Source organism: Actinoplanes sp. NPDC026670 (assembly GCF_040638175.1).
Lineage (GTDB): Bacteria > Actinomycetota > Actinomycetes > Mycobacteriales > Micromonosporaceae > Actinoplanes.
This window is the reverse complement of record NZ_JBEZXU010000046.1, coordinates 32,486-56,241: the sequence shown is the minus strand read 5'-3', so window position 1 is coordinate 56,241 and position 23,756 is coordinate 32,486. Positions and strand designations below refer to the sequence as shown.

The 23,756-nt window shown below is 70.5% G+C and carries 19 protein-coding genes; 3 read left to right on the top strand and 16 right to left on the bottom strand.

The window, feature by feature from the left end:
* Positions 1 to 12: 12 nt before the first annotated feature.
* A complete protein-coding gene (locus AB0E94_RS35235; protein ID WP_360335483.1) occupies positions 13 to 411 on the bottom strand; it encodes a hypothetical protein in 399 nt (132 codons plus the stop codon).
* A gap of 652 nt (positions 412 to 1,063) precedes the next feature.
* Entirely contained in the window at positions 1,064 to 1,513 is a 450-nt protein-coding gene (locus AB0E94_RS35230) for a hypothetical protein (RefSeq protein ID WP_360335481.1), read from the bottom strand.
* A gap of 192 nt (positions 1,514 to 1,705) precedes the next feature.
* On the opposite strand from AB0E94_RS35230, the gene AB0E94_RS35225 reads away from it, so the two are divergent.
* Positions 1,706 to 2,134: an NUDIX hydrolase gene (locus tag AB0E94_RS35225; protein ID WP_360335479.1), complete on the top strand. Its 429-nt coding sequence runs from the start codon at positions 1,706 to 1,708 to the stop codon at positions 2,132 to 2,134.
* A 246-nt stretch (positions 2,135 to 2,380) separates the two neighbouring features.
* On the opposite strand, the gene AB0E94_RS35220 is transcribed toward AB0E94_RS35225, so the two are convergent.
* From AB0E94_RS35220 to AB0E94_RS35180, 9 genes are all read right to left on the bottom strand, one after another.
* Entirely contained in the window at positions 2,381 to 3,118 is a 738-nt protein-coding gene (locus AB0E94_RS35220) for a hypothetical protein (RefSeq protein ID WP_360335477.1), read from the bottom strand.
* Between the two features lie 62 nt (positions 3,119 to 3,180).
* Positions 3,181 to 4,293: a hypothetical protein gene (locus tag AB0E94_RS35215; protein ID WP_360335475.1), complete on the bottom strand. Its 1,113-nt coding sequence runs from the start codon at positions 4,291 to 4,293 to the stop codon at positions 3,181 to 3,183.
* A gap of 23 nt (positions 4,294 to 4,316) precedes the next feature.
* The gene (locus tag AB0E94_RS35210; RefSeq protein WP_360335473.1) at positions 4,317 to 4,658 is read right to left on the bottom strand and encodes a hypothetical protein; all 342 of its coding nucleotides are present in this window, start codon (positions 4,656 to 4,658) and stop codon (positions 4,317 to 4,319) included.
* A gap of 263 nt (positions 4,659 to 4,921) precedes the next feature.
* The gene (locus AB0E94_RS35205; protein WP_360335471.1) at positions 4,922 to 5,848 is read right to left on the bottom strand and encodes a hypothetical protein; all 927 of its coding nucleotides are present in this window, start codon (positions 5,846 to 5,848) and stop codon (positions 4,922 to 4,924) included.
* Positions 5,845 to 6,408: a sigma-70 family RNA polymerase sigma factor gene (locus AB0E94_RS35200; protein ID WP_360335469.1), complete on the bottom strand. Its 564-nt coding sequence runs from the start codon at positions 6,406 to 6,408 to the stop codon at positions 5,845 to 5,847. Before AB0E94_RS35200 ends, AB0E94_RS35205 begins: the two co-directional genes overlap by 4 nt.
* Positions 6,409 to 6,916: 508 nt before the next feature.
* The gene (locus AB0E94_RS35195) at positions 6,917 to 8,071 is read right to left on the bottom strand and encodes a TIGR02679 domain-containing protein (RefSeq protein WP_360335467.1); all 1,155 of its coding nucleotides are present in this window, start codon (positions 8,069 to 8,071) and stop codon (positions 6,917 to 6,919) included.
* Entirely contained in the window at positions 8,068 to 12,513 is a 4,446-nt protein-coding gene (locus AB0E94_RS35190) for an SbcC/MukB-like Walker B domain-containing protein (RefSeq protein WP_360335465.1), read from the bottom strand. The genes AB0E94_RS35195 and AB0E94_RS35190 overlap by 4 nt, the downstream gene beginning before the upstream one ends.
* The gene (locus AB0E94_RS35185; RefSeq protein WP_360335463.1) at positions 12,513 to 13,670 is read right to left on the bottom strand and encodes a TIGR02678 family protein; all 1,158 of its coding nucleotides are present in this window, start codon (positions 13,668 to 13,670) and stop codon (positions 12,513 to 12,515) included. The genes AB0E94_RS35190 and AB0E94_RS35185 overlap by 1 nt, the downstream gene beginning before the upstream one ends.
* Positions 13,670 to 15,247, bottom strand: a complete 1,578-nt coding sequence (locus tag AB0E94_RS35180) for a DUF2397 domain-containing protein (protein WP_360335461.1) — start codon at positions 15,245 to 15,247, stop codon at positions 13,670 to 13,672. The genes AB0E94_RS35185 and AB0E94_RS35180 overlap by 1 nt, the downstream gene beginning before the upstream one ends.
* Positions 15,248 to 16,113: 866 nt before the next feature.
* Here AB0E94_RS35180 and AB0E94_RS35175 point away from each other — a divergent pair.
* Positions 16,114 to 16,932 carry a hypothetical protein gene (locus tag AB0E94_RS35175; RefSeq protein ID WP_360335459.1) on the top strand — a complete coding sequence of 273 codons (819 nt, stop codon included), beginning with the start codon at positions 16,114 to 16,116 and terminating at the stop codon, positions 16,930 to 16,932.
* A 178-nt stretch (positions 16,933 to 17,110) separates the two neighbouring features.
* Here AB0E94_RS35175 and AB0E94_RS35170 read toward each other — a convergent pair whose 3' ends face one another.
* Complete coding sequence (locus AB0E94_RS35170) at positions 17,111 to 17,305, bottom strand: hypothetical protein (protein ID WP_360335457.1); 195 nt, start codon at positions 17,303 to 17,305, stop codon at positions 17,111 to 17,113.
* A gap of 305 nt (positions 17,306 to 17,610) precedes the next feature.
* Between AB0E94_RS35170 and AB0E94_RS35165 the strand changes: the two genes are divergently transcribed.
* Positions 17,611 to 18,675, top strand: a complete 1,065-nt coding sequence (locus AB0E94_RS35165) for a hypothetical protein (protein WP_360335455.1) — start codon at positions 17,611 to 17,613, stop codon at positions 18,673 to 18,675.
* 342 nt (positions 18,676 to 19,017) lie between these two features.
* Here the strand turns inward: AB0E94_RS35165 and AB0E94_RS35160 are convergent, their stop codons facing one another.
* The 4 genes from AB0E94_RS35160 to AB0E94_RS35145 form a co-directional block, all read right to left on the bottom strand.
* Positions 19,018 to 19,152, bottom strand: a complete 135-nt coding sequence (locus AB0E94_RS35160; protein WP_360335453.1) for a hypothetical protein — start codon at positions 19,150 to 19,152, stop codon at positions 19,018 to 19,020.
* Between the two features lie 1,086 nt (positions 19,153 to 20,238).
* Entirely contained in the window at positions 20,239 to 20,436 is a 198-nt protein-coding gene (locus AB0E94_RS35155; protein WP_360335451.1) for a hypothetical protein, read from the bottom strand.
* 1,053 nt (positions 20,437 to 21,489) lie between these two features.
* The gene (locus tag AB0E94_RS35150) at positions 21,490 to 22,668 is read right to left on the bottom strand and encodes an XRE family transcriptional regulator (protein WP_360335449.1); all 1,179 of its coding nucleotides are present in this window, start codon (positions 22,666 to 22,668) and stop codon (positions 21,490 to 21,492) included.
* Entirely contained in the window at positions 22,652 to 23,488 is an 837-nt protein-coding gene (locus AB0E94_RS35145; RefSeq protein ID WP_360335447.1) for a hypothetical protein, read from the bottom strand. The genes AB0E94_RS35150 and AB0E94_RS35145 overlap by 17 nt, the downstream gene beginning before the upstream one ends.
* Between the last annotated feature and the right edge of the window lie 268 nt (positions 23,489 to 23,756).

Genomic DNA, 23,756 nt, shown 5'->3' with positions numbered 1-23,756 from the left:
GGGCTCGGGGTGTCACTCCGGGGAGTCGGCGAGCCAGGTGGCTACCGGCAGGATGAGATCGATCAGTCTGGCGATGGCCGTCATCGCCGATGAGGATGCGCCGTACGCCAGCAGCGCGCCGAGCACGACGGCGCGTTCCATCTGCCCGGCAGCCGCCATCTCGGTGAGCAGGCGGTGCGCACGATCGCGGTTCCCGCTGGAGGCGTAGTCGTTGGCGCCGTAGCTGACCAGTTCGGCGAGGAGGTCGCGTACCCGGGGGTCCAGCGCGGCGCGCGCGCCGGTGTCGAGGTTGACTGCGCCGAGAGCTCCTGCCCAGCCGGTGAGCCGGGCAGGGCCACCCGGGTCGACGACGACCAGGCCGTTGCCCGCCGATAGTTGGACACTCCAACGGATCAGGTCGAACGTCGGCATCGTGACGATGACTACTCCCGTCCGCCGCTGCGTGCGTGTGTCGGGTGCATGTTCCTGCCCGACGCGGTTGCGGAAGATCGGACCGGTGTTGGATTGATGTTTGCCGCCGGGGACGCAGAGGACGGGAAGGCCACGTTCGGTGGCCTGCTGTTCGGCCCATGCGGCGGCTACAGCAAACGCCGCCGGACTGCTGCGGCCGCGCGAGTAGGGCACCCAGGCCGACAGGAGACCGCCTACCGCGGCCCGAGATGCCGGCTGGCCAGGGAGCGGATGAGGCGGCGTGCCGCGTCCGTTGTACGGCGGCGTGCCGGTGCCCGGCCATGGAGGGCTGGGAGTGGCGGGGGGATCCACATTCACTTCCTTACGTTAGGTGTTCATGTGATCACATGCAGGTAGGTTAGTGCGGGGTCGTGCATCGTGGCTCCGCCGAACGGACATCGGCGATCACCACGTGACCCGGCGGCACGGGAGTCGATTCCGGGTTCGGGGATGGGTCGTTCCGGCTGCAAGCGGGTTCAGCGGCAGGCAAACGCCGCCGTCAAACGGTCCTGGCGGCCGAGAGCCGCGCACGGCGATCGGCTATCGCCGAGACCATCCGATGATGGATCACCCATGCGGGCGACAATAAGTGGTGGTCTCCGCAGTTTTCGACTCACCGGGCTGCCGTCAGGTCCCGGTCGATGCCCACCAGGACGGCGGCGGCCCGTTTCGCGGACAGCGTGGCGGGGCGTCCGGGGGAGACCGTCACGCTCGCCCCGGCCCTATTGCCCTGACGGCCGAGGTCGATGACCAGGGATCCGGTGGTGACGACCCGCACCGCGCTGGTTCGCGCGTGCATGGCGAGGGCCGTGGAGAGTCGCGGTTCGGGACACCCGGTAGGCGATGGCACATGACGCAGTTCGGTGAGCAGCTCCGGTGAAATCTTGAAGCGGCCTTCGAGGAGCCGCAGCCGGTCGGCACCGTGCTGGTCGATCAACTGCCGGGCACGGGTGGGGTCGGGTTTCTCGACCATCGTGATCATCTGTTCGAGGGCGGTGGTTCCGGTGGTGACGATGACCCCTCGATGCGGGGCCTGCTCGGCGTCGAAAGGGCGGGTGAGCATGGCCGTCTCGTCGGGGGTTGCCGGCACAGCAGGACGGGTCGCCGTCGACCGGCTGGAACTCCTTGGGTACCAGTTGTGACCAGTCGGCGACATGGGTGCCGAGTCCACCGGCGGCGATGACCACCCGGATGGGTGCCGTGGTCATCGCCGTGCCGTCCCGTCAAGATCTGCTGTGGTTACTAAGGTCGCGGCGTGAACACCCGTGTGACCGGCATCTGCATCGAGGACGACCGGATTCTGCTGCTGGACCAGGACACCGACGGCCCGCGGACCTCCTCGCTGCCCGGCGGGAAGGTCGAGGCGGGGGAGACGTTGTCCGAGGCGCTAATCAGAGAGATGCGAGAGGAGACCGGTGTCGAGGTGGAACCGGGCCGGTTGCTGTATCTGTGTGACAACACTGCCGCGCACGTCGTTCACATCACCTTCGAGGTCCGTCGGGTCGGGGGCAACGTCGGAGCGATCGGCGAGGGTGTAGACACCCGGCCGATCCGTGGCGTGCGGTTCGTCGAGCTGAGCGAGCTGACCGGGCTCGGGTTCAGCGACAAGTTCGTGCAGCTGTGCCGGTCAGGTTTTCCCGGTGCCGGGTCGTACATGGGGGCCAAGGCCAACATCGGCCTGTAGGCGGGTCAGCGTGGCCAGGACCGGCGCGTCGAGTTCGGCCAGCGGCCGGTCTCGCTCGGCCAGGGAGTCGGTCCAGTCGCGCAGCACCGTGGCCAGGACGGCGGCGTCAACGCGGGTGTGGTTGTCGCGGACCAGGCGGATGCCGACCCCGCGGGAGGCGCCGAGCAGGTGACGGTGCCGACGTCGACCTCAGTACATGACGTGGGGTTTCGTTCCTGGCCTGGTGTTAACGTTGGTGGGCACCCGTCAGCGTCGGGCGTTGATGGGGTAGCCGGCGCGAAGGATGGCTTGGCCGAGGCAGCTGTTGGCCACCCGGCGGATGAGGTCGGGCAGCAGGCTTGGATCGTTCAGCACGGGTATCGACGGCAACAGGTCGTAGAGGTCGTGGCCGATCGCTTCGACTTTCTTGGCGCCGTCGTGCCCCAATGCCCTCCACATGGAGTCCGGTTGTCCCGTGCTCCCGGGTGGGGTGCGCTGCAACGCTTCCTGCTCGACCTCGGCCAGGCGCAGCAGCAGTTCGACGACCCGGCGGTGGGCGGCGGTCTCGGTGCCGTCGTGGCCGGCCAGCATCTGCACGCTGTGGTAGTCGGCGATGGCCAGGTGTACCAGGTCCGCCCGTTCAGCGGGTGGGGCCTGCGGCAGTTGGTGCAGCAGGACGTTCTCTGCGGAAATGAGTGACAGCATCACCGGGTCGTCCTCCTGGGTCTGCGGGTGTGGGGGCAGGTTGGCGCCGATCCCGTCCAGTTCCCGCAGAATGCCGACGAGTTCGTCCTCGGTGTCGCAGCGCAGCCGGTACAGGATGTGCTGGCCACCGCGGCGGCCGTCGGCGCGGGTGCCGATGCGCTCGACGAATCGGGAGTCCCGGCCCAGGACGGTGCGCACGGTATTCTCCCTGGCGCGGCTGTACCCGGCCAGGTCACCGACGGTGAACTCCCGCAGCGCCAGGATGGCGTCGAGGATGCGATAGCGGCTGAGCATGGCCATCGACCTTCTTCCACTGGCGGACTGCCGGGCTGCCTCCACCATCCGCATCCACTATTCGTTCGTCAAGTGAACAGCTTGACCGTACCCTCGACCAGGTGAACCAGGTCGTCTCTTTCGAGATACCTGCGTAACTGGACAACCAGGCCGTGCTCGGTACGGGCGAGCGTCGCCTTGTGCACGGCGGCGACGAACAGGTCCCGCTGGGTGTTGCTGAACTCGCTGACGTTCAGGCGCAGGCTCAGCCGCCGGAACGCCGCGGCCGCCTCCACGGGCCTGCCGGCGAGTTCCGGTAGCCGTGTCATCAGCTCGGCCAGGTTCCGGGCCGCCCGCACGCCCATGGCGCGTGCCGCCCAGGCGCGGTCGCGCGGGTGTGGCTGGTGGCGGGCCCGGTGCACCTGGTCGGCGGCTTCCCGCAGGGCGCCTGGGCGGGGCACCGCCGACAGCGAGCTCGCCGGTTTGCCGCCGGCGAGTGCACGGGCCTGGTCGCAGGCCACGGTGTAGGCGATGTGGTCCATCCACCCTTCGGCGAACCGGCTGTCGGCATCGGCCTGGATCCGGCCCGGGCCCCAGGGCCCTTGGAAGACGTGGCAGACGCATTCGTGCAGCAGCACGTACGGCAGAGCGAAGACGGTCAGTTCGTCCAGGTAGGTGGGGCTGACGACGATGTCGACGTGAGCCGACACCCCGGACGGGGTGTCACCGAGCCGGGTGGTGGCGATCACCTGGATCGGCAGCGCAGAATCGACCGGTGCAGACTGGTGATCGAAGCTCACCTCTACCGCGGTGACCATGTCGTCGGGCAGCGGCAGGCCGCAGGCCCGGTAGGCGCCGGCTGCGGCCCGCAGGGTGTCGGTGAACAGGGTCTGCAGCGGGTCATTGCGGAGCCTGCCCGCGTCGGCCAGGAGCCGTTCGATGTCATCCAGCATGGGGGAACACACTTTCTCCGCGCCGCCGTCCGGGAACGGCATCATGCTCGACCGCAGGTCTTCGGCCAGGGTGGTGAGGAAGCCGCTGACCGGCCCGGCCGGGTCGAACTCGACCTGCCGGGCCGTCAGCGCCTGCAACCTGCCGCGGACCTCGTTCCACAGCAGGCCGTAGCCGGCCGCCTCCACGGTGAGCTGATGCAGGTCGAGCATCTGGTAGACGAAGGCTCGCCCCCAGACCGCCTTCTGCACGTGTGGAGGCAGCCGGCTGCCGGTCACGCGTCCGGCGGCCGCTGGTCACCGACGGCGTCGCGCCCGTAACGGCGCCGGATCCGCGGCAGGATGACCTGTGTCCACACGGTGATCAGGATTTCGTTGGCCGTCGGCGCGAACGCCACGATCAGGGCCACCGCGGTCGGGTCCAGGCCCGCGCCGAGGGCACTGACCTGAACGGTCTTCTCCCGTTCCCCGGCCGGCGGCAGATCCCGCCGGTCGACGCCCGCCTCGGCCAGGGCCTGCACGACGTCGCTGTCGTCGAGCCGGTCCCAGAACCGGTCGATGTCCTGCTGGACCTCGGCGGCCGACCGGGTGCCCCGCGCATACACCAGCTCTGTCATCTCTCTCATTCCTCCCGCCTGTGGGGCCGGTAACGCCGCCGCTGCGGCACCGGTGAACGTCGATGAGCGCACCACTCGCGACGCCGATACCGGCAAAGCATCACGTACCGGGAGGAACCTAATCAGACGGCGTCAACTGGCGACATGGGCCGGACTCGCGGGTTCAGGGCTTCCACCACCGGTAACCTTGACCGCGACGCTCAGCCGGTGGCAAGAAGTCCACCCGAAATGGGGACCGGCGTACCCCGGTGGTGGTCGCGCGGTCACGACCCGACGTCCCAGGCCGCGGCGGACAGGATCATCGTGTCGGTGTCACGGTCCTGGACGTTGAAGGCCACGAGCTGATAGCCGTCGGCCACCGTCGCCGCGGCCGGCCGTAACGCGCAGTAGGACGGCCCGGTGACCAGTCTCGTCGTCCGCGGCAGCGCAGACGGGGTGTCGAGCCGGCGCAGGCAGTCCACAGCGGTCGGTTCGTCTTGCCCTGCGAGGGCGGCCGTGACGTCGGCGGGAAACCCGATGTCGATCTGATCCTCCGACCTGACGGTCAGGGTCATATCCCACGCCCAGTCCTGCGCGACGCGGCGCGTCCCGGTGGCGTGCGGGCCAGACGCGAAGGTGACCCACTGCTCGCTCTGCCGGCGGTCGATCACGACTTCCTGCCAGGTGTAGCGTTGCCGGATCTGGTCCGGCCGGCGAATGATGTAGCGCAAGGCCGGCACCGCCGACCTCTCCTCGACGACCAGTGTCGGGCCGGGTGGGTGGCTGCCCGGCAGCAGGCCGGCCGGCTCCTGCGCCTGGTGGGTGTCACCGGCCGCCGCGCTCATCGTGGACTGGCCGGTGAGGGTGCGGGCCCCGATCGCCACCAGGATCAGAGCCATCACCGTCATCAGGGTCGGCACCACCGGCACGCGACGCGGCCCGGCCGGGGCTGCCGGGCGCACCGACGGCCTCAGCCGGCCGGAGACGCGACGGCCCTGCCGGGGGATACGCCGGCCCGGCAGCGATGCCGGCCGCCGGCGATGGGTTGCCGGCGGCCGGTGCGGCTCCGGGACCGCCTGTGCCCGGCGGCGCAGGTCGGCCAGACCCGCCGGGACGTCCAGGACCATCCCGCAGGCCGCGGAACCGGCGGCCTGCTCGATCAGGTCACGTTCTGCTCTGGTGAGGTTCTCAGGTGGATTGGTGTCGGTCATGGTTGCTCTCCTTGGTCACCCAATGCCTTCCGCAGCTTCTTTCGGGCCTTCTGTAGGTGCGAACGCACCGACGACGGGCGGATCCCCATCAGATCCGCGATCTCTTGGGAGGTGTGACCCTCAGCCGCCAGGACCAGCACCATGCGCTGGCGCTGCGGGAGTCTCTGCAGCATCGCGACCACCGGCGACGTTTCCTCGACGCATTCCTGCCAAACGATGAAGTCGACCGGGAAACGGCTGGTCAGCATCGCCAGCAGGCCCAGGCGCGCGGTGCGGCGCCGGTTCTGATCAATGACGGCACGGCTGATGGCCGTCTTGATGTACGCGTCACGCGGATCGGCAGCCATCCGCGACAGGCAGATGCGATCGGTCCAAAAGCGCCAGACGCCGACCATGACCTGCTGGACAGCGTCAGCGGCGTCCGGCCGTGACGCCCCGAGAAAGATGGCAAAGCCGACGTATCGGTGAAAGTTTTGTGCGTAGAAGGTCTCGAAGATCTCGTCACCGGCCGCGCCGGGACAGCTGCCGGCGGCCGGGTCATCGGTCGCGGGAATCGTCACGGCCGCGACCCGGTGACTTGGTCGGCGGCACCGTCGCCCGCCGGGCGAATCCGGCCGCCACACCGCGAACCGAACCAGCCGAAACAGCCACCGGCTTCAGGTGTTGACCGGTGGGCCGTGTCGGGCCGCTGCCGTGTGATGAGAACCGTATTCACTGCTGGGCTGATGAGGCCAACCTGGCCTGCGCTATAGGTATGCGCACAAGTGTCCATCGTCATCCACACCCTCGTCTGACGTTAGGGCTCCGCTGTTGCAGGTGTGGACGCAGACAAGCAGTGAGGTGTCTATTGATTCACCATTCATCACCTGAACAGGTGACACTTCCGCTATGACGGTCACGGCCGGATCAAGACGGAGCCCAGCCGGCATGCAAGCCCGGATCGTTGCGGGGCAGTGACGGGCCCGGCGGTCTGCCGACGCAACCGTACCTCGCCAGCAGACCAGCACCGGACACGCTGCCGTGGCCGTGCTGCAGCGGGCACGGGCACGGCAGCGTGCTGGAGCGGGTTTACGCCAGGTGGTTTGCCGGTGATGCCTGCCGTAGGTCGGCCAGTAGTAGCGGCAGGCGGGCTTCTTCGAAGACGCCGTCGGCGTCGGGTAGCCACGGTTGGGCGCCGGGCAGGCGCAGCATCTCGGCGGAGAACCGTTGTCCTGCGGTGTCCCGGTCGGCGCTGACCAGTAGCCGCACGCCCGCGCTGGCCAGCGATTCCAGCAGCGCCCAGGCCGCTGACGACGGCCTGCCGTACACGCAGACCAGTGGCGGGCAGGCGGCTCCGAGGTCGTCGGCGGCCGCTTCCACGATCGACGGGTTCTCGCACACCCGCACGGTGCGCACCCCGGCGGGTACGGTCCAGGTGCCGCGCAGTGACCGGGAGGTCAGCCAGAGTGGTTCTCCGCACCCGGCCGCCGCGGTGCTCAGGATCGCCGCCGGCGCGTGCCCGGCCAGTGGCAGGCCGAGGACCAGCACGGTGGAGGAGACCTCGTCGCAGACAACGCCGACCGCGGCCCAGGCACGCCGCCAGGCGGTGGCGGTCAGAGCCTGCTCAGCCGCGGACGCCTCCTCACCCGGGTCAGCGGCGGCCGCCGCCAGCAGGCGGGCGGCGAGCCTGCCCAACGGCTGGTCCCGGTCCAGGCAGTGGGTGTCGCCGAACAACTGGTCGGCCAGTTGCGGTAGCGGGCCGTTGTCGCCGGGCAGTGCCTGCCGCAGCCGGGCCAGCGCGTCGGCCCTGTCGGTGATCTGGTCGGCGCCAGCACGTTCCAGCCACCGGCGGTGCTGGGCGAGGGCAACGGCCGGGTCGGGCCAGCCGGCCGCGGCCAGCGCCTGGTAGGCGGCGGCATTCGTGGCGGCGCGGGCCGCCTGGTCGGCGACCTTCTTCGCCCGCAGGTTGTGCGGGGCGCCGCCGTGGCGGGTCAGTACAGCAGTCAGGTCGTCGCCGAGCCCGGCCAGCCCGGCACGCAGGTTGCCTAGGGTGACGCCTTTGCTGCTGGCTTCCCAGGCCACGCCGAGCAGCCGGCCGACCTGGGTGCGTTCGCGGTCGTCGAGGTCGACGGCGAGCCGGACCCGGTCGCCGGTCTCGCCTTTCTGCAGCCGGGCCCGGGCGGCGGCGAGGACTTTCGCCGGGCCGGTCCCGGCCAACGCCCACCGGTCAGCGGCCGCGCTCACTGCGGATCCTCGTCGGCGAAGGGCCCGTCCTGGAGGTCGGCACCGGTGCGGCCGTCGTCGCCCAGCTCGGCATCGGTGCCGGCAGTGAGGTGACTGGCGTCGGCGTCGCCGGTGTCCAGGTCACCGCTGTCGATGACGGTGTCGGCTGCGATGTCGGCGGTCAGGACGGTGAACAGGTCGGGGCCGGCGTCGGCTGCGGCCGGTTTCGGGGTGAACGTGCGGGCAGCCATGTCAGCGACCGGAACCCGCTGCAGGGTGTTGCCGGCCCACAGCATCAGCGACAGGTCGACGCCGGCGGCCGGGGCCGGGGCACGGGAGATGAACCACAGCGCGGCCGACGGCACCTGTGCGGCCGCGACCAGCGGGCTCGGGCCGGCGAGCAGGAAGTCGAGACGGAAGTCGACCAGCAGTTCCAGCATCGCGGCCCGGTTGTCCGGGTCGACGCCGACGAACGCCTCGTCGAGCCACAGCGGCCGCGGCGCGATCGCCGACTCCTCGTAGAGGGCGACAAGGGTGGCCAGCAGCGGCTGCAGCAGGGTGACGACCTTGCCGCCGCCGGAGTCGACGCCGTGGACCTGTTTGGTGAACGGCTGGAACTTGGCGTCGCCGACGCGGTAGTCGGCGACCACGTCGAACCAGCGCCGGTAGTCGAGCAGTTCGGCAAGGTGGTCGGTCCATTCCTGCGGGCCGGTGTGCCCGGCATCCTGCGCCTCCCGGATACGTTCGGCCAGGAAGGTGCGGATCTGTTCCTGGACGGTGTCGGACTCCACCGAGCCGTGCTGCAGGGTGCGCAGGATCTCGTAGGCGGGCCGCTGGCCCTCCGCCGCGGTACGCCGCAGCTGCATGGTGGTCCGGTTCGCGCCGGTCGGGTGCCGGCCGAGAACGTCGTTGACCAGGTCGAGCAGCCGGATGACCGCCTTGAGCCGGTCCCGGAGATGGTCGACGAACGTGGACGACAGCAGTTCGGTGAAGATGTCGTGCATCTTCTCGTCGTGGCTGCGGGTCAGCCGTACGACCAGGTCGTCGAGGTGCTCGATCGCGTCGGCCGGGCTGAGCTGGGTGCCGGACGCATCGACCACGATCGCGACCGCGGTCAGGCCGCCGGCGGCCTCCGGATCGATGGTGAGCACGCTACGGCCGCCGTAGGACTCCAGAACTGTGCGCAGGGTGATGAGTTCGGTGCCGAGCGCCTTCTGTAACGCCATGTCGACCCGGCGGGACTTCTCCTCGCCGGTGTCCGGCCACTGCGGCGGGCGCAGCGTCTGCGCGGCGGTCTGCGCCTGTGCCCGGGCTGCGGCCGGGGTGCGGTCCTCGCCGATGCTGATGCCACGGGCGGCGGCCAGGCCGGCATCGACCGGGATCCACCAGTTCTGCACCGCGATAGCCCCGCGGTCCTGCGCCTCGGCCTGCGTCTTGCGGGCACCGGTCAGGATCTGATCGGCGCGGACCGCCTGCTCAGCAAGCCGGCTGCCCTCGGCCCGGCTGGCCTCCACCCGGTTGCTGAGGCCGTCGCGGTCGGCGGCGAGCTGCTTGACCCGGGCGAGCTGCTGCTGGTCGTCGTCGTTGACCGACTGCTCGGCCTTGGTCGCGAGCAGATCCGCCGTGGCGGCCTTCTCGGCCGCGTCGAGGTGTTCACGGTCGGCGTTTCCCAGATCGATCTCCGCTTTCCCGGCGGCCTGGCCGGCGGACCGGTGCTGCAGATCGGCGCCGGCCCGTTCGGTGATCGCGTTCTGAAGTTCGGCGACTGCCTCGACGGCGTTGTCGAGGTCGATGCCGACCTTGTCGAGCAGGTCCTCCCGCGACGGCAGGCGATACTCGCTGGCGAACCGCAGCATCTCGGTGTTGGCCAGATCGACCTTCTCCTGAGCGTCGGCCCGCTCACCTTCGCGCCGCCGCAGCTGCGTTTCGGCGTTGTCGAGTTCGCGGTGCGCGTTGGCCGAGGTGATCGTGTCCCGGATCACGTCGGCGTCCTGCGGGGCCTGGTCGGCAGCCGTGGTGAACTCGGTGATGCGCTCCTGCAGCTGCTCGGCGCCGTCCTGCGCCAGCGCGGCTTCGGCCCGGGCCTGTTCGGCCTTCTCGCGCAGGTCGGCGATGGTGCGGCGGCGGGCGGCGGCCCGGGCCGCGACGCCGAGCAGTTCCGCGCCGTGGCTACCGGGCGCGGCACGCCCGGCGGCGACCGGCGTCTGCCAGCGGCCGTCGCCGGCGATCGCCACCAGACCGGTCAGCGGTCCGCTGCCGACGGTGAACCCGATCAGGGCCAGCAGCCGGGCGACGGCCGGCCCCAGGGCTCCGGCGTCCTCGGCCGGCTGCACCACCGTGTCCAGGGCCGGGCCGACCGGGGCGGTTTCGGGCAGCGTCACGATCGTGTCGTCACCGTCGCGGTCGGCCAGCCACACCCGGTCCGGGGTGACCCACGCATCGAGCAGCCCGGCGGCGTCCAACGCGGCTTCGACATGGTCGACGGTGCTCTGATCGGTGCCGTCGGCCGGGTCGATCAGCCGCCACAGCGGTGCACCGTCCGGGCCGGGGAACACCGGCCGGATGCGGCGGGTCCACCGTTGCGGCCGGTCGGGTTCCGGGTCGCCCGCCGATGCCAGGGTGGTGGCCTCGGTGTCGAAGCCGTCAGCGTCCGTGCGTAGTTGCTGCGCCCGGGCGATCAGGGTGGCCGCCCGCCGGGTCAGCGGCGTGATCGCCGGGTCGAGCCAGCCGGTACGGATCAGCCGGGCCAGCACCGCGGTCGGGCGGGGCGAGCGCGCCTGCTCGGTAACCGCGTGCATCCACTGCTCACGCAGCACCGCGGCAGGAGCGGCGTCGCTCAGGCCGAGAGCCCACCGCTCGATGCCGTCGGACAGCGCCTGTACAGCGGCCTCGACCGCGGCTGCGGCCGTGCCGGCGGTCTTCTGCCAGCGGGTGAACGTCTCGCGGGCATCGGTGGCCCGCTGGTCGGCGACCGTCAGCTTCCCGGTCGCCGTGCCGGACTTGCGGATCAGGTCGCGCAGGGCCGGGATCGCGGTCTTGCGCTTCTTGATCGCCACGCCGAGCCGGGTGATGTCGCCGACGGCGACCCAGTCAGCGGCCTGATCCTCCAGACCAGCCGAGCGCACCTTCGCCGCGGCCAGGTGGGCGACCGCGTCGACCCGCTCGCCGGCCGTCGTCGCGGTCTTCTGCGCCGCCACGCGGGCGGCCTCGGCGATGTCCCGGGCGTGCCGGGCCTTGTCGGCCTGCCCGGCCAGCTCACCGGCCCGGTCCCGGGCCCGGCCGGCGTCACCGCGCAGCCGCTGGGCGTTCAGTGTGCGCTGGGCGGCGCCCTGGTAGGCCCGCGACTGCAGGGCCTGCTCGTAGTCAGCCTGCGCCTGCTTCGACTGGCGCAGCAGGCCGTCGGTGACGGCCTGCTCGGCGGTCAGCTCCTTGCGGGCGGCCTCGAGCGTGCCGGTCGCGTCGCGCACGGCCCCGTCGGCGCCGTCGATGCCGGTGTAGGCGTCGAGGAGTTCGTCGGCGCGCAGCCGCAGGACCGCGTCGGCCCACGGCCGCCAGCCCTTGGCCAGGTAGTGCGCGACCGCGTCGCGGGCCTCGGCGGCGGTGTCACGGTCACGGCCCAACTGTTCCAGCTGCTGCCAGCCCTCGGCGAGCTCGTCGATCTCCGCGCGGGCGATCGGCGGCAGCGCGGCGCGCATCTGCTCGGTGAACCAGTCCGGGTTCAGCCGCTGCCCCAGGTGCGGGGTCCGCAGGACTTTGAGCATCTCTAGGACGGTGTCGTACCGGTCGGTGTCGGTGAACCCGAACAGGTCCCGGGCCAGCCGGGCCGCGTAGTGCTTGCCGTTGTCGCACACGGTCAGCCCGTCCGGGCTGCCCAGCTGCGCCGGCACCGCCACCGCCTGCCCCTCGCACAGAGTCAGGCCGTCGCGGACCCGGGCGGTGCCGCGGCACACGATCCAGGTCGGCGGCATCGCCTTCACCCCGCGTTTCGCCTGCGCGTACAGCAGGGTGGTGAAGTACTCCGGCCGGCCGTCGTCGCCGATGCGGCCGTACTCGACCCACGCCCAGCCACGGTTGGTGCTGGCCGTGGTGTCACGCCGGTCGCGGGTGTCGTCGGTCGGTTCGACGTAGTACCGGAACGACTTGTCGGACTCGCCGAACGTGTCGACGTACTGCCGGCCGAGGTCACCGGCGAGCATGATCAGGGTGGTGAGCGCCATCAGCGTGGACTTGCCGGACTGGTTCGCGCCGACGAACTGGCCCCGGCCGTCGGCGAACCAGTACTCGGCGACGTCGAACTCCCACAGGTTCACCACCCCGGCGCGCAGCACCTGCCAGCGCGACTGGACAGGCTGCGGCAGACCGCCGCTGGTGACCGCGTCACGCCAGCCGGCCAGCTGGTCGTCGCTGGCGTCCGGGCCCGGGGTGACCGGGCCGGTCACACCATCAGGGAAGGTCGTGCTCATCAGAGGTTCTCCGTGGGGGTGGTGATGGTGACGTCGGGATCGCGGTAGCGGGCCGCGACCGGCAGCAGGGTCCACGACCCGTCACCGGCGGCCCGCAGCAGGCCGAGCTCGACCAGGTGTTTCTGTGCGTCGTGGCGGATGGTGCCCGGCGCCTGTTTCTGTGCACTGTTCATGTAGTCGCCGCGCCAGCCGATCAGGTCGTCGACGATCTCGTCGACCTGCCCGCTGGTCAGCGTGACGGTGCCGTCGGGCTGCCGGGTTCCGTCGCGGCCGGCTTTGTCGGCCATCAGCAGCGCCACCCAGTCCGCGGCCCGGGCCCGCGGCCAGTCGACCACCGTGGCGGGGCGTTCGTCGTCGGCTAGGACCAGCAGCAGCCCCTCGGCGCGGGCCTCGAGATGCCCGCCGGTCATCGCGGCCACGTCGGTGTTGCGCAGGCCGCGGCTGACCCGCAGCGCGTTCGCGTCGTCATCGGTCAGGTCGGCGTACAGCACCGCCGGTGTCTCGAGCAACGCCCGCAGCTGCCGGATCGTGCGGGTGGCAGCCCACTGCTCCGGGCTGGCCGGTTCGCCGGTGAACGCGAGTTCGAGAACGTCAGGGCTGGTCAGTAGCAGCAGCGCGTCCCGGTCCACGTCGTATCCGGCGCCGACGCCCTGGCCCGACTCGGTCCATTCGTCCAGCAGCGACTCGTCGCGGGTCCGGCGGGTCAGCACCCCGTACTTTTCCAATAGCCGTGCCGCCTCCCGCAGCAGCTTGCGCTGCGCCCGTTCCTCCGGGTCGTACGGGGCGACCTGCACGCCTGGTGCGGCGATCAGGTCCCGCACCATGTCGGACAGTTTCTGCAAGGTGACCGTGCCGGCGGCCTCCTCACAGCACGCGGCCAGGCAGCACGCCAGGGACCGGACCCGGCGCGGCACCACCTCCGCGGGCACCGGCGGGAACGTCACCGTCCCGGCGACCGGAACCCGGACCAGCCGGATCACCCGGCCGACCCGCTGCACCCGGTAGCCCAGCCGCTGCGCTGACTCCTTCACCTGCTTGAGCCGGCGCACCACCAGCCGGTACAGGTCCGCATCGACGGACGGGGTGACCAAAGGCTTGGCCAGCAGGCCGACGAACGCGCGCTGCGCGTCACGGGTCTCCCCCGAGGTCCCCGCCATCACAGGCTCCGCCCGGCCGCGCTGATGTGCAGCCGGATGTCCGGGTGCACCAGCCTGCCCATCGGGGTGTGCACCACCGCCGTCGGCGCCCCTGCCGGGGCGGGTTCGGCTCGTAGCAGCCACCGGCCGTCACCGGTGGTCGCCGAACAATCCGACACGCCGTCCGGGCGGGCCGCCGCGATCGCCGCCAGCAACTCCAGCAGCAGGCCCAGCTCCGGTTCACTCAGGTCCCGCCACTGCGACAGCCGCAGACCCGACCGGGCCAGCACCGCCTGCTCCGTGCGGGCCTGCGCCGCCTGTTCCTGCGCGGCCGCAGCCCGCGCGGCCGCGCGGGCCTGACTACGGTCCGGGATCCGCGCTGCGCTGCCGGTGGTCCCCCGCGGTCCCTGTTTACGCAGCCGGGCCGCCACCGGTACCGCGTCGGCGTCCCAGAACGACACCGCCCCCGGATTCCCGGCCGGGGCCGGCCCGCTGCCGGGCAGATGCCGGGCGGCGAACAGGCCGGTCGCCGCGCACCAGACCGCCCACCCCTGGGCGTCGTCGTCGGCCGCCTCCAGCCGGCCGGCCAGGGCGAGCAGCTCCGCCCGCCGCGACACGTGCCCGCCGACCGCCGCCAGGGTCCGCTGCCCGCGCACCAGCGGGGTGATCGTGTCGCGCATCTGCCGCCGCAACCGGCGCGCCTGGCTGTTCGGGCCGTCGAACCAGCTGCGCAGCGTGTCCAGCGTCCGCACATAGGAGTCGGCGAGCTCAGCGACCGTGGCATCGTCGGCGGTCGCGCCGAGACCGTGCACACCGACCCGCTGCCAGGTCTCCTCCGGCACCGCGAGCAGGACTCGCACCGTCGAGGCGATCTGCTCGGAATGGGTGTCGATGCCGGCACCCCACATGTCCACGTACCGGCGCAGCGTGTCCTGGATCTGGATGAGCTTTCCCGCATCCGGGGCGCCGGCCAGCGCACCGGCGAGCCGGGCCTGCCAGCCCGCAGCAGCCTTCGCCATCGCCGCCAGCGTCGGGTTGATCACCGCCCACGCCTCCGCGCACGCCGCCGGATCCCCCGCGATCGCCTGCGCCAACCGCAGCAGCTGGGCGGTCAGCACCGTCGGCGCCAGGGTCGCCGCCGCGTCCGCGGCAGCGTCCTGTCCCATGCTGCGCACCGCCCGGTGCAGATCCGCGGCAACCTCGGTCAACTGATAGCGGTCGAGGTTGCGCAGGAAGTCCTCGTCCCGGCGGGCCCGGTCCTGCCAGACCTCGACGACCTTCCACTCCTCCAGGCTTCGCATCCGCCGCTCCAGACTGAAGCCCGCATCATCGATCAGCCCCGGGTCCGCCCCGGCCGCCGTCAGATGATCGCGCAGCAGGCCGGGAAGCTCCGCCGCGGCGATACCGGTCAGTGAGTGCTGCTGTTGCGCCAGCAGCACGTCGACGATCAGCCGGTACTGCGCCGCCCAGCGGCCCACCAGATAGCTGGCCTGCACCAGGCCGCCCGGCAACCCGGCGAGCTGCCACAGATCCACCCCACCAGCCGACAGGTCACCGACCTCGTCGGCATCCTCGACATCCGAAACGGACGGACGCACGCTACCCCCAAGCCCTTGCTGAACTCGTCATCCTCCGGCCGACCGCATACGCGGTCGCCGTGTCGGTGACGTCTCGCGGAAACGCCACCGGCACGACTGCCGGCACACCTGACGGACGGTGCCCGCCGTTTACGACGGCGCACATCCTGATCACCGTGCACCGGACGGTCGCGACGGCCGAGCTTAGAGGTGGGGTCTGACACTTTCCGCCGCACTCGCAACCAGACACGACCGCCGATGCGCTAAATCGCGAACCCGCCGGCCCGGCGATCTGCCATAGGCGCCAGCATCGACGACGGCTCTCACCCTCGAACACGGCAGTGATAACCGACGATCGACACAACGCCGGGAAACGGCCCGGCCATCGGCAGCCGAAGCAAAGAGACGACAACCGCCGGAAACAGGAAAGGCCCTCACCTCGCACTTTCCGGCACAGCCGGAACAGGGCCTACCACGGACCCCGCAATGGGCATCCACACGATCAGGATCACCGGCTGACCCACCCGTCGCCGGCCACGCAGCCAGCAGCTCCCCCCTGCCAACACCTCGGCCCGCCCCGCCCGCCCGTACCGGCGGAACGGGCAGCAGAAGAAACATCGCAACTCAGACTAAAACCCTCAACGACACTCCCGATTCACCCTTTCGGGTGGCGCACGAATCGGTGTGTCGGTGCGCTCCAGCTCACTTTATGCGAGATACCATCCGAAACCAGTACACAGATCCGCATTCGTTCCACCCGCGGCCGGTCACCCGCAACCACTGCGAAAGGCTCACCGCCACCGGACGGCCACACCACCCCAGCCAGGGAATGGCACTCTCCCCAGCCAGGGAATGGCAGCTGGTCAGCCGAGACAGAAAGCCCGATCTTGAAAACAACCACCCACTTCGCCGGCGTCGACTTCCCGACCCTGCTCCACGCTCAATGGGCGCTGTTCTTTCACGATCTACTGATGCCCTGGCAGTTCCGGCCCGTCTCGTTCACCCTCGCCAGCGGCCACGAATACGAACCCGACTTCTGGCTACCGAACCAGCAACTGTGGTTCCAGGTCGGCGACGACCGGTACCACCACGAGGACCTCGACCAGTGGCGTGAGTTCGCCCACGCCGCCGAACAGCCCCGCGACACCCCCAAGCCGATCCCACCGGGCACCAGAACCGACCCGCACCACGCTCGGGCCACCCAGCCGCTCCCGGAGCAGTGGCGCAGCCGGACCGCGCTCTACAGCGCCGGCGGCATCCCCGTACCCGAGGAGATGACCCCGGCCGGGCCGATGCCAGCCGACTACGCGTCCATGTACTCCGCCGCCGAAGGCTGGTACCAGTGGACCTCCTGCCCGACCTGCCACACCATCGGCGCCGAGGCATTCGGCAACGCCGACCGGCTCGACTGCGGGCACGGCAACCACCGCCGCGACCACGACTACCGCGCCAACGACCTACACCTGCTCGCAGCCTACCGCCTCGCCCGGCAGACGATCAGCGCACAACTCGGCGGCCGATGCGCCGACTGCGACCAACCCCTCAACATCGGCGACCTCGCCGGAGCAGGCCGCCGCGTCGCAGGCCGCCGCTGGTATCACGCCGACTGCCTGCTCGCCGCCCGCCGCAAACGATTCGAACTGCGCCGCGGCACCGACACCCGACAAGAGGACGACGACGGCCACAGCGACCTCCTCGCCGGCTGACCGGCCCCCGTCCAGAGCCCCGCCGATCACACAGAACCACCACGAACCGGCCCGGCCACTCCCCTCCCGCCTCCCCCGCACTCACCGCCGCACGCCGGCCGGCTCAGCCCTCGGCCTCTCGAAGATCCGTACGGCCGGGCGGGGCGGCCCTGTTGCCAGGGCCTCCCCGCCCGGACAGTCAGCCGACGATCACGTGCAGAGCGCCCGCGATCGTGACGAACGCCGCGACCGCTCCCGCCGCCCCCACCGTCGCCGCCATCGGAACGGCGACGACACCCGCGGCCAACAGGATCACCGCCCACCGCAGCGGCAACCTGTCCGACTGCTGCCCCGGCTGCTCGATCACCTCTCGGGAACTGCGTACCCTTGACACCGGCGTATCTCCTTCTCCACGGACTCATCGAGACTCGAGCCGCGCCGCAGAGTCGGCCCCCCGGGTCCAGCCGGGGGCCGACTCGACCGAACCGAACACGGCCGAGCCCTGTCGGCGACCAGCCGACTCTTCGCCTGGTTCACCGAGCGCACCGGCCGTTTCACCGGCGCCCTTGAAGCTTGCTGGGCGAAAACCAAGATCGCGAGTAAGCTGCCAGAGCGGCTTGATCCGCCGGAAAGGCTGACCGGTTAGCCGGTAGGCCTTCTCAGGCGGGTCAAGAGGTTCAGGTAAAGGGGACGAGATTCGTGGTCAAGATTTTCTGGAACCTGATTCCGCCGACGGCCAAGGAGCTTGACCGCGTTGAGAAGCGCCTGAAGCGGCTGACGGTGCTGGGCCCTGCCGCCGACCAGACCGGCACGGCGTTTCTGCTGGCGCCGACCGGCAAGCAGCTGGCGGTCCGGCCGTCGTTCATCGCCCGGCCGGACACCGACCCGGCCGTGGGCGACTTCTCCGACCGCGGGCTCCCCGACCGCAGCCAACGGCCACCGTCGACGAGGCTAATCTCCCCTCGCGGCATCGCGTTGCGGTTCTACCTGACCGCCCTGTTCGTCGCACAGTCACGCTCGGATGGTGAACGCCCGAGCAATCTGCTGCCCCTCAACGATCCCGACGAACCCGTCAGCTGGGTCGACCTGGTAGCCACTGCCGCGGTGAGAGCCACCGGCACGAGAACGTCGATCAGTGTCCGGGACAAGAAGCTCCGGCAGGTTCACGAGGCCCTGGCCCGACTGGCGCACCCCTCGGTGGATCTCGTCGAACTGCCGAACGCCGCGAAGCCCGTGGGCACCTACGAGGGATTCCTGTTGAAACAGGAACGCGGCAGCCGCTACCACGACACGGACGAACCGAACGAGACCTATCGCATCCCCAGTCCGAGGACGGCCTCGCTCGTCCGGCTCCCGGCAGGACTGTTCCTCAACGGCTGGATCCACGTTCTCGAGGACAGCGAACTGGCCATGGTGCTGATGGTCGCTCTGCTGCACGCCAAGTACGGCAGTGGCCGTCCGGTCTACGTCGACGGCGACACCCGGCTGCGGCACTACGGCCTCAGCCGGGACACCTACATGACGCACGCCACCCTGGAACGATTCGGTCTACTCGAGGTGGAACCTGACGAGGCCCGCGACTTTCTGCGGCCAGGCAAGGTCACCGGATACAAGGACGGCGATCCACCGCCGAAGCTGCACCGTTTCCGGCTACTCCCGGACGGCTTCGAGCAGCCCGCGGCCACGACCGTCATCGAGGCGTTACAGGAACGCAGTGATGCTGGCCTGCGCGCCGCCCGCGTTTCCGGGGCCGCCAGCGCCTGAACCGCGGTCTCGGTGCCAGCCGACGGCCCGGGGTGTACCGCGACAGCGTCACGGCCGGGCCGTCAGTTGCCGGCCTCGACCAGGTCGCGCAGCAGAGCGGCCCCGGCGTCGACTCGGTCGATCGCGTCGAAGAGCCCGTCCGTGACCACGTGTTGCGCAATCGGCAGCATCAGGGTCCCGCCCGTGCCCGGCACGCCCCCGTGCCGTGCGAATACGCCCGCGTTGACTCCGACGTCGATGCGGTGGTCATGTCCACGACCACCTTAGTTCCCGTCACGAACTAGTTGACCAACGAGGACCGCAGCAGCACCTCGGGCTCGCCGACGAACGGTACGACACATGTCAGGACCGGGACACCGGCCGCGGGTTCCGGACGTCCGGCTCCGCCGGACCGATCCCCGACAGTGCCCGCAGCCCGGCCCGGCCCGAGTCCAGGACCGGGCACACCACCGGCCCGGCGGCCACCAGTTCCGCCACGACGACGATGGGGGGCCCGGCGAGTAACGCGCCGGTGTCCCAGCCCTGCAGTGCCGCCGCGACCTGCTGCGTTCCCCATCTGTCCTGGGCGAACAGACATCACCTCGGACACGAACCCATCCTCGGATCCGGCCGGCCCGCCACGACCAGACCCGCCGGCCGGATCCCTCACCCCGGCCACCGGCCGACGGCTCTGCCCGCGACGGCGGCCGTCCTGATTCCGGGGACACCGCCGGCGACCGTAGACGCGCCCCGCGACGGCGCGGTGCCAGATCAGTTCGGCCCCCGGTCTGACCCGGGTATGGCCCGTGATTACACCGGAAGGGTGACGGTCTCGGCTCGGTGAAGGAGCACCAGGCGCCGTTCGGGTTCCTCATAGCCGTCCCGGCTGGCGGGCCAGGTGTATGGCGCCCCACCCGGTCGTGCGCCGCGAAGACGTCCCCGTCGCAACGTGACCGGCCGCCGGGTCCGGGCCGCGTCACCTATCGGCGTGTGATTCGTTATGCGGCCTCGACTGCGGTTCTTCGATCATCAGCGGCGGCGTGGCCCGCGCCGGGGCCGCTCTCGGCAGGTTCGAGATCTTCGACGAGATCCCACCGGGCCGCCGCCCTGCGGCTCTTCCCGTGGTCAGCCGTCTCGGTGAACAGACCCACCCGGGGCCGTTGTCCTGCCCGCAGGAGCGCCACCGGGGCAGGCCGCTGCGAAAGTGTCACCTGGCAGGCTGCCCGGTTGCAGCGGACGGCATCGCCGCTGGGCGAGACCCGGGCGTGGCGGTGCCTGCCGATCAGGTGAGCATCCCGGCCGCCGCCGGCTGAACGGAAACGAGAGTCCATGTCATCGTCGTGCTGTAGTCGCCGTGGCGGTGGGGTCAGCGGATCCGGCACACCGGTCATCACGGCTCTGATAAGGCCCGGTCACGCCGGCGCAGCGCGTCCGCGCGCCGCCGTCCGGCAGGACCTGATGCGCCCGGGCCGTCACCGGCGAACAGAGACCGCCGCCACCATGAAGGTCGATCAGGTACGCAGAGGGCAGTTCTTCGCGAGCGAAGACAGCGCGGCTGGTCATGCCCACCCCCGCCCGCCAGGATCATTTGCGGTGTTCGGCCGGCGTCTGGGGGCCCGGCTCGTCGCGGGCCTGTTCGCGCCAGACCTTGAGCACCACCGCCTCGACAGCGAAACCGATGAGGATACCGCCGTCGGGAGAGCCACAGAGCATGGCTGCGAACCCGGCACCGGTTCCCACTCCCTTCGCGATGATTTCACGGTGTTGATGAAGTTTCGTCACGGCGCCCCTTGATGGAGGCGGGACGCCAGGAGACTCCAAGAGTCGCATGAAGCAGCGATCGCCGGGACGCCCACTGGGCGTCCCGCAGTCAGTAATCAAATATCCCTACCATCATAGGCGTACACCACGCGACTATCCCGGTACACCACGCGACGGACTTCCCGGCAACGGCTTCCTTCACGTCAGCAACACCCGCCGCAGGACGCCCACCCGGCACCCGTGAGGGAACAGCGCCCCCGAACGCGGCGAACGGCCTACCGGCGTGGACTTCCCGCTGCCGCACGGAAACGGCCCGCCGTCTCCCTAGCCCGGCCAGCCACACCGGAGTACGCGCACCTCAGATGACCATGAGGCGCACGAACGAGGCCGGCCCGGGCCCTGCCGGCAGCATCGTCCCACCGCAGGGCGCCGATCCACCACCCCAACCCGGTGCCGTGATGCAAAACCAAGAATCCTACCAGCCTGCCAGCAACGTGTGTCATCCAGGGCGGGCCGTTCAACACTCCCGCGCATCGCTGGTGCGACACCCATGGCCTCGGCGCGCGCCGGCACCGCTGCTATCCGGTCAACTGGACGGCGATGCGGCGGGATAGGCCGGGCGACCGGCGGATGGCGGGACCGGACCACAATGCCCGGCCCGGATGCTGCTCGACGAACAGCCCCGGCTGATCGTCGCATTCCACGACAGACTCGATCCGGTGGCCGGGGCACATCTGACATGTGCGTGCGGGGCTTGATCGCCGGAGTGCCGGTGCGGCTCGTCGCCGGCGAGGATCCGCAGATCGGCCGATGACTGAGTCCCGACGACTTTCCCCGCGGGCAAACCGACCGGAGCCGTCGTGCGCTGGGCCTCGAAACGCGGCCGCCAGGCCTGTTCGACCTGTCTCCCGGCTGACCGGTACCGAATCGGCGAGTTTCTCGGTGAGCGGATCCGCTCACCGAGAAGAGGGCCGCGCGCTGAATCAGCCCGGCCACCGGCCGCTCACGGCCGGACTCGCTGATGGAACAACAGGGTCGCCGGTTCCGGGCGGCCCGGACACAGCCGGCAGAGGGTCACGGGACCAGGCGTAACACCGGACGTTGGTGGGTCAGCCCGAGGACCTCACGGGTTCGCTCCACCGACCATCCGAGTTCCTGCGCCAGTCCGGGAACAGTCAGGCCGGTCGCCTGCGCGCCGACCTCGAACGCCTGCCGCAACATCACCGGTTGTTCGCCCGAGTAGCGGTCGACCGACTCGGTGGCGAAACCGGTCTCCTGACGAAGCTGCGCCAGCCTGCGCCAGGCGCGGCCGGCAGCCTGGTCGGACAGCAGCCCGACTTCCCGGCAGCGGTACAGCAGGGAGTCGATGGACACGCCCCAGACCCGCTGCAACTCGGCGAGCCGGCCCAGGTCAGCGCGGGCGGGAAGCTCGGACACGATGCTCGCTCGGGGGGTCAGGAACTCCGCGGCGAAGGTGTCCGCCTCCCGCTCGTGCTGGGTGTCGCCGGGGGCGGTGTCGCCATGCAGAACCAGGTGCCCGAGTTCGTGGGCCCCGGTGAACCGGTAACGGTAGACGTCGTCGGTGCGATTCGCGGTGAGCACCATGATCGGTCTCAGGTAGGAGGTAGAGAACGCGTCGACCTCTCGGTCGGCATGGTCCGGCGGCGGGGTGTTGACCACGATGCCGTGTGCCTCGAGATGGCGGACCAGATGCGGGATCGGGCCCGTCCCCAGCCTCCAGTAGGCGCGAAGTGCCCGGGCGGCCTCGACCGGTGAGCGGGGAAGTTCGATACCGGAATGCACCTCCCCGCCGGCGAACCCCGGCAGGTCGACCAAGGGCAGCTGTACACGCCGCTCCAGCGCCAGGGTGAGCTCTCCCACCTGGTTGACGTGGGCGATCGCCTTGTCCCGTTGCCACGAACGGGCCGTCCGCAGACTACGGAAGTGCGCGCCGGACGCGTTGATGCGGGCGTGTGGCCGGCCGGCCACGAAGAACGCTATCGGCACGTTGAGCTCGTCGGCGAGCCGGGGAAGCAGCTCCGGCCGGGGCCGGGTCACGCCAGCCTCGTACTGTCCGACTGCCGCGGGGGTCACCCCGACCGCCTCGGCGACCTCCTTCTTGGTCTTGCCCGCCAGGTGGCGTGCCTGGGTCAATCGCGCCGGATCGAAGACCTGAGCGACCGCTGCCGGTGTGGGGGCGGCCGCCTCGGTGCCGGGCAGCAGCGACAGCTGACGGTTACCGGTCCTCTTCATCAGCCTTGGATGTTTCGGGGGCCCGCTCGATCATCGGCGGGAACACGTCGTTGTGGGCGCGTTCGATCGGGGGCCGGGCGCTCAGGGGCACCGTCGGCATGGTGCCGTTGTCGAACCGGGTGTCTGCGTCCGGTTCTCCGACGGCACGGGGCAGGGGAACGATTCCCCCGCTGCCGGCCATGGCCGTGGCGGCCGGCAACGGCTCGTAGCAGCCGGGAATCCACCGCAGATGCCCGGCTCCGTCGACGAGTTCCCCCTCGCCCCAGGCGGCGTCGATCAGGCCGGTGCGCTCGTTGCAAGCGAACGCGATCAGGATCAGTTTCGTGGTCGGCGGCAGCTTGTCCAGTGCCGACCGGAACTCGGCATCGTCGGCACCGGGTTCAGGTTCGGGTTCGGTGGTGAACAGCGGGAACGGCTCCGCCAGGTGGGTGGGCTCCGGGCCGAAGCGCTGGAACAGTTCGGCGACCATCGCGCTGACCCGGCCGTCGGTCACCCGGGCTTCGCTGAGCGCCGTGGCTCCGTCCTTGGCGTACCGGAACGGGTAGAGAAGGTTGTCGCCGAACAGCACGAGATTGTGCGGCGACCCCGCCGGGCGGACCAGCTGAACATCGTCCATGTCGCACAGCGTCTCGACGAGGCGTTCGTATTTACGCACGGCCAGCGTCCAGCCGAAGGTGTAGAGCCTGTCGCTCTTGCCCTCCTTGTGGGCATCCTGCGCGTCGGTCACCGCTTCCCGCAACGCCTCCACCACTGCGTCGCGGACGTGTTCTGCACGCTCCCCGAAACGCTGCCGAGCCCACCCGCTGATCGCACGATCCACTGCCGACCCCTCCCCGCCACTTCACCAGCAAGCAGCACGATATCAGCAGCACTTTAGTTGATCGCAGATTTCGTTCACCGGGAGGGGCGTTTCTCTACTCATGCCTTCAGTCGTTTTCCGGGGCCTGGACCGGTTCCCGGTGGTGCGGCAGCCTGTTCGTGCAGGCCACTCAACGGACGGCTGAGATTCTCCAGGCCACTGTCTGTCCGGTGTATGCCGGCATAGCCGCGGCACCAGGATGCCGCCGGCCGCCAAGAACCTGCCCCGC